12 protein-coding genes and 1 tRNA gene are annotated in these 12,409 nt (G+C 32.2%); 4 read left to right on the top strand and 9 right to left on the bottom strand.

What is annotated here, in order from left to right:
- Positions 1-14: 14 nt before the first annotated feature.
- Positions 15-878: a rhomboid family intramembrane serine protease gene (locus AB3G39_RS15030; RefSeq protein ID WP_369769477.1), complete on the top strand. Its 864-nt coding sequence runs from the start codon at positions 15-17 to the stop codon at positions 876-878.
- Positions 879-961: 83 nt separating this feature from the next.
- Positions 962-2,005, top strand: a complete 1,044-nt coding sequence (locus tag AB3G39_RS15025) for an endonuclease/exonuclease/phosphatase family protein (RefSeq protein ID WP_369753247.1) — start codon at positions 962-964, stop codon at positions 2,003-2,005.
- An 8-nt stretch (positions 2,006-2,013) separates the two neighbouring features.
- Here the strand turns inward: AB3G39_RS15025 and AB3G39_RS15020 are convergent, their stop codons facing one another.
- The 6 genes from AB3G39_RS15020 to AB3G39_RS14995 all read right to left on the bottom strand — a co-directional run bounded on the left by AB3G39_RS15020 (position 2,014) and on the right by AB3G39_RS14995 (position 7,377).
- Positions 2,014-2,640, bottom strand: a complete 627-nt coding sequence (locus AB3G39_RS15020) for a WbqC family protein (protein WP_369753248.1) — start codon at positions 2,638-2,640, stop codon at positions 2,014-2,016.
- A gap of 90 nt (positions 2,641-2,730) precedes the next feature.
- Positions 2,731-4,308: a signal peptidase I gene (gene lepB / locus AB3G39_RS15015; protein WP_369753249.1), complete on the bottom strand. Its 1,578-nt coding sequence runs from the start codon at positions 4,306-4,308 to the stop codon at positions 2,731-2,733.
- A 76-nt stretch (positions 4,309-4,384) separates the two neighbouring features.
- Complete coding sequence (gene dapB, locus AB3G39_RS15010) at positions 4,385-5,086, bottom strand: 4-hydroxy-tetrahydrodipicolinate reductase (RefSeq protein WP_369769476.1); 702 nt, start codon at positions 5,084-5,086, stop codon at positions 4,385-4,387.
- A 59-nt stretch (positions 5,087-5,145) separates the two neighbouring features.
- Positions 5,146-5,706 carry a DUF5683 domain-containing protein gene (locus tag AB3G39_RS15005; protein WP_369753251.1) on the bottom strand — a complete coding sequence of 187 codons (561 nt, stop codon included), beginning with the start codon at positions 5,704-5,706 and terminating at the stop codon, positions 5,146-5,148.
- The gene (locus AB3G39_RS15000) at positions 5,706-6,605 is read right to left on the bottom strand and encodes a ParB/RepB/Spo0J family partition protein (protein WP_369769475.1); all 900 of its coding nucleotides are present in this window, start codon (positions 6,603-6,605) and stop codon (positions 5,706-5,708) included. The genes AB3G39_RS15005 and AB3G39_RS15000 overlap by 1 nt, the downstream gene beginning before the upstream one ends.
- Positions 6,606-6,609: 4 nt before the next feature.
- Complete coding sequence (locus tag AB3G39_RS14995) at positions 6,610-7,377, bottom strand: ParA family protein (protein ID WP_367757556.1); 768 nt, start codon at positions 7,375-7,377, stop codon at positions 6,610-6,612.
- A gap of 403 nt (positions 7,378-7,780) precedes the next feature.
- On the opposite strand from AB3G39_RS14995, the gene AB3G39_RS14990 reads away from it, so the two are divergent.
- Together AB3G39_RS14990 and trxB are read left to right on the top strand one after the other, a co-directional pair.
- Positions 7,781-7,855: transfer RNA gene (locus tag AB3G39_RS14990), tRNA-Pro, on the top strand.
- A 131-nt stretch (positions 7,856-7,986) separates the two neighbouring features.
- On the top strand, positions 7,987-8,934 hold the full coding sequence (trxB, locus tag AB3G39_RS14985) for a thioredoxin-disulfide reductase (protein WP_369765560.1): 948 nt from the start codon (positions 7,987-7,989) through the stop codon (positions 8,932-8,934).
- Positions 8,935-9,012: 78 nt separating this feature from the next.
- Here trxB and AB3G39_RS14980 read toward each other — a convergent pair whose 3' ends face one another.
- The 3 genes from AB3G39_RS14980 to AB3G39_RS14970 all read right to left on the bottom strand — a co-directional run bounded on the left by AB3G39_RS14980 (position 9,013) and on the right by AB3G39_RS14970 (position 12,407).
- Positions 9,013-9,846 (bottom strand): GIN domain-containing protein, encoded by an 834-nt coding sequence (locus tag AB3G39_RS14980; protein ID WP_369753253.1) that lies wholly within the window; start codon positions 9,844-9,846, stop codon positions 9,013-9,015.
- Positions 9,847-9,933: 87 nt separating this feature from the next.
- On the bottom strand, positions 9,934-10,674 hold the full coding sequence (locus AB3G39_RS14975) for a head GIN domain-containing protein (protein WP_369765559.1): 741 nt from the start codon (positions 10,672-10,674) through the stop codon (positions 9,934-9,936).
- A gap of 2 nt (positions 10,675-10,676) precedes the next feature.
- Entirely contained in the window at positions 10,677-12,407 is a 1,731-nt protein-coding gene (locus tag AB3G39_RS14970; RefSeq protein WP_369765558.1) for a PspC domain-containing protein, read from the bottom strand.
- Between the last annotated feature and the right edge of the window lie 2 nt (positions 12,408-12,409).

The following is a 12,409-nucleotide window of genomic DNA, read 5'->3' as shown; positions in this document are numbered from 1 at the left end:
TCTAAATATAAAAAATGAATATTCTAGACGACTTAAAAATTCAATACAAATTAGGAGGTATAGCTAATAGATTAATCTATTGGAATGTAGGTTGTTTTTTAGTTTCATTACTTTTTTTTTATGAATTTAAAGGAGGGGTATTTAATTTTCCAACTTGGATCGCTTTGTCTACAGACTCTTCTAACTTTTTATTCAAACCGTGGACATTCCTAACCTATGCTTTTTTTCATGATGGTTTCTGGCATTTGGTTTTTAATATGATGGTGTTGAATTTTTCAAGTACTTTATTTTTAACTTTTTTTACCCAAAAACAATATTTAGGAGTTTATATTTTAAGCGCCATATTTGCAGGGTTTTCCTTTGTCTTAGGCTATTATTTACTTGGAATTAGTGCCTCAATTGTAGGTGCATCAGCTGCTATTATGAGTATTTTGGTTGCTGTGACAACCTATCAGCCTTTAATGAATGTGCGTTTGCTTTTGATTGGAAATGTAAAATTGTGGCACATTACTGCTGTTATTCTTATACTTGATCTCATGCAATTTCGTTTAGATAATACCGGTGGTCATATCTCGCATTTAGCTGGAGCACTGTTCGGTTTTGTCTTTATAAAACTACTTCAAAACGGAACTGATTTGAGTACGATTGTAAGTAGAATCATTGATTTTTTTACTAATTTATTTAAGGTGTCACCCAAAACACCTTTCAAAAAAGTACATAAAAACTATACTAAGCCTGTAGGTACGACTGCTTCTAGAATTATGACAAAAGATAAAGCGCAACAACAAATTGATGAAATTTTGGATAAAATCAGTCAGTCTGGATATGATAGTTTGACAAAAGAAGAAAAAGAATTTCTGTTCAAAGCAGGGAAGTAGTACTTTTATAGTATTTTTCGTAAATAAAAGAAGCAATTTTGCGTTATTAATTTAGCAAAGTAATTAACTGAATAAATACCAATATGAAAAACCTTTCATGGTTCAATAAAGGAATGTTTTTTTTAAATATTGTTCTGACAATAGTCACCTTTGTGGCCTATGTTTTGCCTTTTTTAGCGCCAAAGCTGTTTCCGATTTTGTCTGTTTTGACACTTTTCATGCCAATGTTTTTTATATTGAATGGATTATTTTTTATGTATTGGGGGCTCCAATTCAAAAAAAGAATGATTTTGTCTGGATTAGTACTTTTGATGGGGATCACGTTTATTAATAAATTTTATAAATTTTCTTCTAAAGCGTATCCTGAAGATGACAAAGACTTTAAAGTAATGAGCTATAATGTTCGTTTATTTAATTTATTCAAGTGGATAGATAAAGAAGATGTTCCTGGTGATATTTTGACTTTTATCAATGAAAAAAACCCAGATATTCTGTGTATTCAAGAATTTTCTTCTTCGGCAAATATTGACTTGAAAGTGTACCGCTATAAATATATTTTTATGGAGGGCAATAAAATTAAAACGGGGCAGGCGATTTTTTCTAAATTTCCCATTATTAATCAAGGCGATATTGTATTTCCTAATTCGAATAATAATGTAATTTATGCTGACATAAAAAAGGGTAAGGATATTATTCGAGTCTATAACATGCATCTTCAATCTATAAAAATCACACCAGATGTTAACGAAATTTCTGAAAATATAAATGTGATAAATCAGGATAAGTCACAAATGTTATTGATAAGAATCAGTAAGGCGTTTAAACAGCAACAACAACAAGCAGAGATTTTAAAAGAGCATAAGAAACAATGTGAGTATCCTATAATTATCTGTGGAGATATGAATAACAGTGCTTTTTCTTATGTGTATAGAAACATTAAAGGAACGCTTAAAGATAGTTTTGAGGAAGCAGGTACTGGTTTTGGGCAAACGTATAAATTCAGGTATTATCCTGCGAGAATTGATTATATTTTTGCCGATGAAAAAATGATAGTTAAGAAATTTGAAAGCTTCTCTGATTTTGATAATTCAGATCATTATCCTATTATGGTCAAACTATCTTTGTAATAGTTCTTTTATTGGAGTATAATAGTTTGGGCTTTTAAATAGTCAGTAGTGAATTTACCCTCATTGAATAACAAGTCAAGAATACTTAGGTTATTGATAAAGTCATATTTGTCATCAAAAACCTGCGGATACTTTTCAAAAGAAGAAACGTCTTTTTTCCCTTCTACCAAAAATCTAAAGTCTTTTATAATGCTGGTATCTACTTCATGAAAGTATTCAGTAGTAGTATCAAATTCTAATTTCATTCGCAAACATTTCGAAACAACAGCTATGGTTTCAAAATTTAAATCCATTAAGTATTTGTATTTTTTTTCGAAAATAACACGAATATCATCTTCAAAAAATTCAAAGAAAGGGGAACTTCTATAAGCTGCTTCTAGTGATTTGAAGTGTTGTTTTTGCCAATCAAACTCAGGTTCAATTTGAATGTCTTTCGTTTTCTGGCGGATTAATTTGGAGTGCTTAACGGGAATGTTTAAGAGTTGAATTCCGTTTGGGCTGTAGATATAAGTTCGGTTGCGATTGGTTTGCTTTTGGAAATTATCTTCAATTTCAAACGTGATTTTCTCTGCCTGAAGCATCGCTGCAAAATGGCTAATTGAAGGAAAATAAGTTGGGTACAGTAAAGTGTTCATATTTGTCTAAAGTTATAAAGTAATAAAGTCGGAATTCATAAAGTTGCTCTTAAAAGAGTATTTTATAACTTCCGACTTTGAAACTTTTGACTAATTTTTATTCTCTTTTCTTTTTTTCCAAAAATATTCACCAGCGAAGAAAGCAGCTAGTGCAATTAAGAAATATTTAAAATACGACTGTGGTTGTCCTTCCCCGTTTACGGTTGTAAAGACTCTATCCCAACGAACTTTATTCAATCCTTTTCCATTGGTATCCCAACTCATCCAGATGAATATAGGTTTACCTACAATGTGATTTTCTGGAACAAATCCCCAATAACGGCTATCTTCAGAGTTGTGGCGGTTGTCTCCCATCATCCAGTAATAGTTTTGTTTGAAAGTATAGTCTTTTACAACTTCGCCATTCAATCGAATTTCATTTCCTGTTACCTTAAGGTCATTTTTTTCACCATTATCATTCTTCAATTCATAGTCCGTAATGATTCTTTTGTAAAAAGGCAATGACTCCACTGTAAGTGCAACTGTTTTTCCTTTTTGTGGAATATAAATTGGACCAAAATTATCTTGATTCCATTTGGTGTTTTGAGGGAATATAGCAGCTTCTGGAGTTCTAGAAATTTCCCTGATTACTGAAGTTATTCCAGGAACATTTTTTAATCTTTCCGCTCCTGCAGCAGTAAGTGCTCTGAAAAGTAGTGTATCTTTTGTTTCGTTATTTTTAAAATAAACAGCATCCGTAATATCAAGATCCTTAAGTAAATATTCAAAATCAATGGGTGTTTTTCCATCTAATGCTACAGTATATGAAAATTGAGGTTTAGCACGTTCAGGTAATTGCAAGATTTTACCATCGATGTAGACAATTCCATCTTTGATAGATAAACTATCGCCAGGTACTCCCACACATCGTTTTACATAATTTGATTTTTTATCAATTGGTTTGATAACTCCAGGTTTTCCTTTAGCTTCAAAGAAATAATGAACCGTATCTACTGGCCAGTTAAAAACCACGATATCCGTACGATTGATCTTCTCTATACCGGGTAATCTTAAATAAGGCAATTGTGGCCAATTAAGGTATGATTTGGTTTTAATAAAAGGTATGGAATCATGAACCATTGGTAATGCTACGGTAGTCATAGGGATCCGTGCCCCGTAATTTACTTTACTTACAAATAGAAAATCACCTACTAATAACGATTTTTCTAAGGAAGAAGTTGGGATCGTATAAGGTTGAACAAAATAAGTATGTACTAAAGTCGCTACTATAATGGCAAAAAGTAAAGAACTTAATGTATCAGTTGTTTTGTTTTCAGAAGTTGTGCTTTTGTCAGATACATAATTTAATTTTTGGGTGTAATTAATATAGTAAATGTATAATCCAAAAGTTATTATTCCTAAAAAAGAATCTAGAGTAGAGCATTTTCCAAAACTTCTTAATGTTTCAACCCAAATAATTGGAAACATGATTAAGTTAATAATGGGTATGAAAAGTAATATAGTCCACCAAGTTGGGCGGCCAATGATTTTCATCAAAACGATAGCATTGTAAACTGGTATTCCAGCTTCCCAACGTTTTCTTCCTGCCGCTTCATATAACTTCCATGTACCTAAAAAGTGAACAATTTGGATGAATAAGAAAAACACAAACCAATGATATAGTGTCATAATTTTTTATTTAAAGTTTAATTTTTAAGGTAGTTTTTCTCGAAATAGCTAACCTCTAAAAATAGATATAATACGTTTATTTTAAATCCAAAACATCTTTCATCGAGAAGATTCCTTTTTTACCAAAAATCCATTCAGCAGCGATAACAGCTCCAAGAGCAAAGCCTTCACGGCTATGTGCGGTATGTTTTATTTCTACGCTGTCAACAACGGAATTGTAAGTCACGGTATGTGTGCCCGGAACAGTTCCAATTCGTTTCGCTTCAATATGAATTTCGTTAGCTTCAGGAGTTTCTAATGTCCAGTTGGTGTAATTACTGTTTTCAATAACGCCTTTGGCTAAAGAGATTGCAGTTCCACTTGGGGCATCTAGTTTTTGAGTATGGTGAATTTCCTCCATCTCAATGCTGTAGCTGTCTAATTTCGCCATCATTTTGGCCAGATATTCATTGAGTTCAAAGAAAATATTTACACCCAGACTAAAGTTTGAACTAGATAGAAAGGCTCCGTTTTTTTTATTACATAAGGCAACCATTTCTTCATAATGCTCTAACCATCCAGTTGTTCCTGAGATTACTGGTACATTGTTTTCAAAACAATTTGAAATATTGCTTACAGCTGCAGTTGGGATGCTGAAATCAATGGCAACATCAGCATTTGATAGCCCTTCATAAGTATTATGCTCGTCTTTTTTCAAAACGATTTCATGCCCTCTTATCAGCGCGATTCTTTCAATTACTTGACCCATTTTACCATATCCTAAAAGCGCAATTTTCATTTGTTTTGTATTTTATAAATTAAAAAAATTATAGAGAAACCAATAGTTTTAGTTGTGCTCTAAAAATTATAATTAAGAGTTAGACCCACATTTGTTTTGAATGTTACATCATTGGGGTAAATAATTGGACGTATTGATAAGTTTTCATCAACATTAAACTGTATTAGGGCTGCATCAACATTAGCATCTATTATGTTTAAAGCATAAAATGCTACAACGAATAAAGCGGATAAATCGCGGTTGCGTTGATAGAATTTTTGACCAGAAATTAATCTAGCGTTATCTAAATAAGTGAAATTATCGTCACTATATCCTTCTAATCTTCGTTTGTATGCATCTCTATATTGATGGTATTTTTTATTACTATCTAGATAAAAATAAAGACTAGTACCAATAGCACCATATACCAGTGGGATTTTCCAATATTTTTTATTGTATGCTTGACCTAAACCAGGTAAAATAGCGGAGTAAAAAGCCGCCTTTGCTGGGGTTAAAGGATCGATATCATTTGATTTTAAAGTGTCTTTTGCGACTAGAACAGCCTCTTTTTTTGCTTGAGCAAAAACAGTAGCATTTCCTAAAATAAAGAAAAGTATTCCTATGGAAATAAGTTTGTTCACTATCCCTTTATTAATTCGATGATTCTTTTTAAATCTTCTTCGGATTGAAAAGGAATTGTAATTTTTCCTTTACCATTTCCTGCTACTTTTACATCTACTTTGTTTCCAAAATAAGTAGAGAACACTTTCTTTTGTGACTCTTCAATTTCAAAAGAAGCTGCTTTTGCTTTTGTAGCTGGTTTTGGTTTCAAGCTGTCTTGATAGTTTTTTACCAATGCTTCTGTATCACGAACGGAAAGATTCTGACTTACAATTTTTTGATAGATATCAGTTTGAATGTCAAGGTCTTCAATATTTATTATAGCACGACCATGCCCCATACTGATAAAGCCATCACGAATACCTGTTTGAATAATTGGATCTAATTTTAAAAGGCGCAAGTAATTAGCGATAGTAGACCGTTTTTTCCCAACACGTTCACTCATTTGCTCTTGAGTCAATTGAATTTCATCAATCAATCGTTGGTATGAAAGTGCGATTTCAATAGGATCTAAATCATGACGTTGAATATTTTCAACTAAAGCCATCACCAATGATTCATTGTCGTTTGCAATACGAATATATGCTGGAACTGTTGTAAATCCAACTAAAGTAGAAGCACGTAAACGACGCTCCCCTGAAATTAATTGGTATTTATTAAAGTCTAATTTTCGTACGGTAATAGGTTGAATAACGCCTAATTCCTTGATGGAAGTAGCGAGTTCTCGCAATGATTCTTCATTGAAATTACTTCTTGGTTGAAATGGATTTATTTCAATCGCATCAATTTCAAGCTCAATAATATTTCCTACAACTTTATCAGCATTTTTATCATCTACGGATTTTATATCATTTTCCGGATTTTTTAATAATGCAGATAATCCTCTTCCTAAGGCTTGTTTTTTTATTGCTTTTGCCATAAAACTATTTACTGTTTTTCTTTATAACTTCTTGAGCTAAGTGTAAGTAGTTAGTCGCTCCCTTACTTGTTGCATCATAGTTTATAATGCTTTCACCAAAACTTGGTGCTTCACTCAGTTTTACATTTCGTTGGATAATGGTATCAAAAACCATATCGTTGAAATGTTTTTGAACTTCTTCTACAACTTGGTTCGATAAACGCAAACGAGAGTCAAACATTGTTAATAACAAACCTTCAATGTCTAAATCTGGATTGTGAATTTTTTGAATGCTTTTTATAGTATTTAATAATTTACCTAAACCTTCGAGTGCAAAATATTCACATTGTATTGGAATAATAACAGAGTCTGCCGCTGTTAATGCATTTAAAGTAAGCAATCCTAATGATGGTGCACAATCTATAATGATGTAGTCGTATTCGTCTTTTATATCTTCCAATGCTTTTTTAAGCATGTATTCTCTATTTTCTTTGTCTACCAATTCAATTTCGATGGCAACAAGGTCAATATGAGATGGAATTACATCCACATTTGGCGCAGAACATTTTACTATAGCTTCTCTGGGAGTGTTGCTGTGTTCCAGAATTTGATAGGTTCCAATTTCTACACTTTCCACATCAATACCTAACCCTGAACTAGCATTAGCTTGAGGGTCAGCGTCAATAAGTAGTACTTTTTTTTCTAAAACCCCTAAGGATGCAGCAAGATTTACTGATGTCGTTGTCTTTCCAACTCCTCCTTTTTGATTAGCAATCGCAATGATTTTGCCCATTTATTTTTCTAAATTTTGAACCGTAAAAATACAATTAATTATGGTTTCTAAAAATCTATTTTGTTAACATTTGTTAAAGCTTGATTAGTTGTCAATTGAACTATTTCATTTTAAAAAAAAAGGAGCGTTAATTTTAAGGAGCTATTCCAGCTGTTTGTTTCAAGTTCTTGTACTTCAGTGTTTTTTCTAATGCTATAAAAGGAGCTTCTTTTAGTTGCTCTTTTATAGCAAGAAAAAATAACAGGAAGTACTGCGAGTCTTTTCACTACCATCTGGGCTAGGCGTTTATTATATATAATTTAGAGCGATTTTTAAAGTATTATTTTTATTCTAAATTAATTATTTCTTATTTCTGAAATAGTTTTGCAAAAGCAAAAAATAGTTCTATATTTGCACCCGCTTTCGGGGTGTAGCGTAGCTCGGTTATCGCGCCTGCTTTGGGAGCAGGAGGCCGCAGGTTCGAATCCTGCCACCCCGACAAGAAAACCTTTCTGTTCCTACAGAAGGGTTTTTTTTTATTGTAGAATAACAAAAACTAATTGCGTAAGTTCAATTTTCCAGCAATTAAAACTTATTTTTGTGCTTTTAAAATTATAATATATCCTTATTATGTCAGATACAATCGAAAAAATTAAATGTCTTATTATAGGTTCTGGACCGGCAGGTTATACTGCGGCAATATATGCAGCCAGAGCAAACATGAATCCTGTTTTATACCAAGGAATACAACCAGGTGGTCAATTAACTACAACTAATGAAGTAGAGAATTTCCCAGGTTATGTAGATGGAGTTACTGGACCAGAGATGATGGTTCAACTGCAAGCGCAAGCACAACGTTTTGGTACTGATGTACGTGATGGATGGGCTACTAAAGTAGACTTTTCTGGAGATGTACATAAAGTATGGATTAATGATACTAAAGAATTGCACTGTGAAACGGTGATTATTTCTACTGGTGCTTCGGCTAAATATTTAGGACTGCCATCTGAACAACACTATTTAAAAATGGGTGGAGGAGTTTCTGCCTGTGCTGTTTGTGACGGATTTTTCTATAGAAATCAAGAAGTAGTAATTGTAGGAGCTGGAGATTCGGCTTGTGAGGAAGCACATTATTTATCTAAACTTTGTAAAAAAGTAACAATGTTAGTGAGAAGCGAAAAATTCCGTGCTTCAAAAATCATGGAAGAACGTGTTCGCAAAACAGAGAATATTACTATTTTAATGAACCATGATACTGTTGAAGTTTTAGGTGATGAACAAGTGGTAACTGCTGTAAAAGCGTTGAATAAATCTACAAATGAGACTTTTGACATTGAAGCAACAGGTTTCTTCGTGGCAATTGGTCATAAGCCCAATACAGATATTTTTAAAGACTTTCTTATATTAGATGAAACTGGATATATTATAAATACTCCTGGTACTTCTAAAACGAATGTAGCTGGTGTTTTTGTAGCTGGTGATGCTGCAGATCATGTGTATCGTCAAGCAATTACTGCTGCTGGCACAGGATGTATGGCCGCTCTAGATGCAGAGCGATATTTAGCTTCCAAAGAATAATACAATGCTATAATGGCAATAAAAAAAAGTCCCAATTTGTATAAATTGGGACTTTTTTTATAAAAATACAAGAAGATATTATTTCACCTTTTTAAGTAGCTTAGCCTCATTAGTGAATTTTTTCATTTCAATTTTTGGCTCCCCAAAAAGTTGTATCTCTGATTTATCAGAAGCAGCTATGCTGATACTAGTTTCGGCATAAACAGAGCCAGTTGAATATCCTTCAGCTGTTAAATCAATATTTTTTATAGTTAATTTATTGGCAGTTAGATTGGAGTTGCTATCAATTCTGATAACGCCATTGGTTGCGCTACCTTCTATTTTAGCTTCTGATTTTTGATATAAATCACAAATGAAATCTTGAGTTGTGGTTAAAGATTTTAAAGAGGCATTTTGACTTAATACGATTTTAGATTTTTCTGATTTTAGATTTAACTCTACCTTCGATTTATCATTTGACTCTAAAAGAAAATCTTTTGAATTTACATTTAAAAATAGTTGAGCATTATCAAATGTCTTAAAGGCAATAGTATCAATCTGTACTTCTTGAATAGCATTTATTGCTACATCATTTTTTGCAGATATTGAATTAAGGTCTTTGGTATAAGTTATTTTTACTATTAACTTCTTGTATCGAATTGCTTCTTTACTAGTGTAAACACGCAATACATTATCTCTTAAGTCAATTGAAATGATATCATGTAAATTGTCATCTGCTTCAATTTTTAATTCTGTTTTCTCTCCTCTTTCTAAGTATACTTCAATATTATCTTCAACTTCAATACTTTTAAAAGAACCTATTTCTCTTTGTTCAGTCGTTACCTTTTTAGATCCTTTTATTTTTTCTTTACTTTGCGCCAATGTTATAGTTGTAGATATAAGAAGTAGAAGTACATTGATGTAATTTTTCATTATGACATTAAATTATGGTTTTTACAAATATAAAAAAATCATCCATTTTTAATGAATGATTTTGGTAATAATTCTATATTAGGTAAGCTAATCTCTATCAATACTTGCTCCAGAGCTTGAATTTTTTTCAAGTGAATGTGGCGTATTATTATAAGTAATAGAGCTACCACTAGAAGCTTTTGCTTTCAAACTTACTATGGGATGAACATGTATTGATGATCCGCTAGATGATTTTGCGCTCACTTCATTGGCTAATAATTCTTTGGCATTGATTGTGCTTCCGCTAGAAGCTATTGCTTCTAAGTTAAGAGCCATACCATTCATTGAAATAGTGCTACCACTACTTGATTTGCTAGCTATATTATCGGATTCAATTTTCACATCAATAGTTGCGGCACTAGAAGCTCTAAGACTAATTTTTTCCCCTTTCAACGTATTGATGCTTCGTATTGAGGAGGCGCTTGACGCTTGTAATTCTTCAATAATTGGCATTTTAACAGTGACTTTTTTCGACTCAATATTAATAAATGAATTGTAATCACATGCAACAATAAGTACTCCATTTTCAACTTTTGTAGTAATGCTATTTTGCAAGTTATCATCCGCCTCAACACTAATTTCCTTATTATCACCTTGCTCAATAACAAGATCAATAGCATTGCTTACTTCTATACTTTTAAAGTCTCCTTCTACAGTCCTTTTTTCAGTGGTAACGTTTCCACTACCTCTTATCGATTTTGAATTTACAGAATAGTTGCAGGATGCAAACAATAATGCAGTTAGCGCAACCAGTATAAATTTTGTGATGATTGTGATGATTTTTAGCATGATTATTTAGTTTTAATGATGATACCGTCTTTGTTTATTTTCAACTCTTTGATATCATTGTTCCCTTTAATTATAGTATCATTCGTAATTGAAACCCCGTTTTTATTAATTGTTACTGTAGCGTGGTCGTCTTCATTATTATCAACATCCACATCATTATCCTCATCTTCATCAGCTGGACAATCCAAACATTTTACTTTTGTGTCCATTACTTGGTAAAGATATTTATCTGAACTGTAGTGTAAGTTAAAAAACTCATCATTAGATCTATCATAGTTTTGCACACTTGAATCTGCTTTAAATAAAGTTCCTTCGGGTAAGTATAATGTGACTTCAATTTCTTGATCTCTGTATTTATTTTTTAAATCACTCAATAGATAGTTATCAAGTATTAATTGATTTCCAATTATTTTGTAGTTGTATTTAATTTCTTTTGCTCTTTTTTTAGCTTCAGATAAAGATTTTCCTTTTGCCTCTTTTTCTATTTGAATATAGGGTGTTTTCTCGTCTGTTTTTTCAATTTTAAAACTAACTTCATTAGAATAAATAACATCATTGTCAGTGGAGTCTTGGGTAATTTTGAAATCATTTCTATCATTCACATTTTTTGCATAATAGTCATTGTGTTTGAATTTAATAAACAAAGTGTCACTAGGTTGTAATATTATATTTTCTTTGTGTACCACTCTACCATCAATTGCAAATGCAGTTGCTTGTCTTATTCCAATAGAGATTGCTAATGCTACCGCAATTATCCAAAGTGCTAATAATGTATATTTAGCAATGTTTCCGATCGATTTCATGTTCGGAGCCAATAATTTAAAGCCCAATAGCGTTAGAAAAAAGAAAGGAATTCCTACAGCAAAGAACATTAAAAGGCCAAATGACCAAATAGGGTAGTCCGTAAAGTTCCCTGCTTCAACAAAGCTTTGCCAAGGGAAATCAATAAAAGTGGAAGAGCCTAATGTGAATACGCCTATCAGTAAAAAGATTAATGTTGTTAATCCTGTGATGATTAATAGGATACCGAGAAATTTAGCAAATACTTTGAAAACAGATAGGATAAAATCTCCAAATGAACTTCCTATTTTATTTGCTCCCGACTTTATTTGATTACCGTATTTGTCATAATCAACATTTTTAATTTTGTCAGAAACGTTTTCAAATTCTTCACGAACTTTTTTTTCGATATTCGAAATGTTAACTGGTTCTCCAGTCATTTCCAATTTTTCGGATGTGGTTACTGCTTCTGGCGTTACAATCCAAAGAATGATATAGGCTAAGACACCTGTTCCAAATCCCCAAACTGATATTATTAATAAAAGTCGGATCCATACCGTATCAATTCCAAAATAATGACTAAGTCCAGCAGCTACACCGCCTATCATTCCTTTTTCTTTATCTCTATATAGTTTTTTTACTCTTCTATTAGAAGTTTCTGTAAAGGTTTGATTTGTTTTATTGTCTTCTTCAATGATATAGTCTTCAGGTTGTCCCATGACCGTAATCACTTCGTCAACATCTTTTAAACCCACAACATGTTTGTCGCTTTTTTGTTTCTCGTTCAGTAATTCCGAAACGCGCATTTCAATGTCTTTGATGATTTCTTCTTGACCAGATGAATTGGATAGAGAACGCTTTATAGCATCAAAATAACGAGTTAGTTTTTGGTATGCATCTTCATCTATATGAAAGAACATTCCGCCTAAGTTTATATTTACAGTTTTGTTCATGA

Origin of the sequence: Flavobacterium sp. WC2416 (assembly GCF_041200095.1) — a bacterium.
Classification (GTDB): Bacteria; Bacteroidota; Bacteroidia; order Flavobacteriales; family Flavobacteriaceae; genus Flavobacterium.
This window is presented reverse-complemented; position numbering and strand designations above follow the sequence as displayed.

What these genes read in the sequence shown, in the direction of transcription:
- lepB (WP_369753249.1), bottom strand. Translation starts at nt 4,308, where the DNA reads ATGACACTATATCATTGGTTTGTGTTTTTCTTATTCATCCAAATTGTT.
- AB3G39_RS15000 (WP_369769475.1), bottom strand. Translation starts at nt 6,605, where the DNA reads ATGGCAAAAGCAATAAAAAAACAAGCCTTAGGAAGAGGATTATCTGCA.
- AB3G39_RS15030 (WP_369769477.1), top strand. Translation starts at nt 15, where the DNA reads ATGAATATTCTAGACGACTTAAAAATTCAATACAAATTAGGAGGTATA.
- AB3G39_RS14970 (WP_369765558.1), bottom strand. Translation starts at nt 12,407, where the DNA reads ATGAACAAAACTGTAAATATAAACTTAGGCGGAATGTTCTTTCATATA.
- AB3G39_RS14975 (WP_369765559.1), bottom strand. Translation starts at nt 10,674, where the DNA reads ATGCTAAAAATCATCACAATCATCACAAAATTTATACTGGTTGCGCTA.
- AB3G39_RS14980 (WP_369753253.1), bottom strand. Translation starts at nt 9,846, where the DNA reads ATGAAAAATTACATCAATGTACTTCTACTTCTTATATCTACAACTATA.
- AB3G39_RS15025 (WP_369753247.1), top strand. Translation starts at nt 962, where the DNA reads ATGAAAAACCTTTCATGGTTCAATAAAGGAATGTTTTTTTTAAATATT.
- AB3G39_RS15020 (WP_369753248.1), bottom strand. Translation starts at nt 2,640, where the DNA reads ATGAACACTTTACTGTACCCAACTTATTTTCCTTCAATTAGCCATTTT.
- trxB (WP_369765560.1), top strand. Translation starts at nt 7,987, where the DNA reads ATGTCAGATACAATCGAAAAAATTAAATGTCTTATTATAGGTTCTGGA.
- dapB (WP_369769476.1), bottom strand. Translation starts at nt 5,086, where the DNA reads ATGAAAATTGCGCTTTTAGGATATGGTAAAATGGGTCAAGTAATTGAA.
- AB3G39_RS14995 (WP_367757556.1), bottom strand. Translation starts at nt 7,377, where the DNA reads ATGGGCAAAATCATTGCGATTGCTAATCAAAAAGGAGGAGTTGGAAAG.